This is a genomic window from Kitasatospora sp. MBT63 (genome assembly GCF_000710465.2).
Classification (GTDB): domain Bacteria; phylum Actinomycetota; class Actinomycetes; order Streptomycetales; family Streptomycetaceae; genus Kitasatospora.
Genome location: NZ_JAIZ01000845.1, coordinates 12,668 through 13,259 on the forward strand (window position 1 = coordinate 12,668; position 592 = coordinate 13,259).

The 592-nt window shown below is 75.2% G+C and carries 1 pseudogene; it reads left to right on the forward strand.

From position 1 onward, the window contains the following. Nucleotides 1-418 (forward strand): annotated as a pseudogene (locus AA75_RS44385) (hypothetical protein); the annotation flags it as partial. Nucleotides 419-592 lie beyond the last annotated feature (174 nt).

The window sequence follows — 592 nt, forward strand, 5'->3', positions numbered from 1 at the left end:
GCTGGCCGCCCTGCTGAAGGCCGAGCTCGCCGCCCGCAAGGTCGTGGTGCTGGCCGCCGACCTGGCCTCGCCCTCGCACCTGGACTGGACGCCCGCCACCGCCGCCGCGCACAGCGGCGTCACCGCGCTCAACTGGCCGGTCACCGTGGCCCTGCAGAACGCCGGACTGGTCGACGCGTACCGGACGGCGCACCCCGACCCGGCCGCCTCGCCAGGCAACACCTGGTCCGTGACCCGGCGCACCCGCGGCACCAAGGCCGAGCCGCAGGACCGGATCGACCAGATCCACTTCGCCGGCCGGCTGGTCCTGGTCGAGGCGCACACGCTGGCCACCGGCTGGCCGCAGCCCGAGCCCTCGGCCGCCGCCAACGAGTGGCCCTCGGACACCGCCGCCGCCGTCGCCACCTTCACCTTCTGAGAGGCCGACCGATGACCCCCCAGCTCAGCCGCCGCACCTTCGTGTCGGCCACCGCAGCCGCCGGCGCGGCCACCCTGACCGGTCTGGCCGGCGCCACCGAGGCCGAGGCGAAGGCCAAGCCGACGTCCGGCACCGTGGCGGACGTCAAGCACGTGGTGATCCTGATGCAGGAGA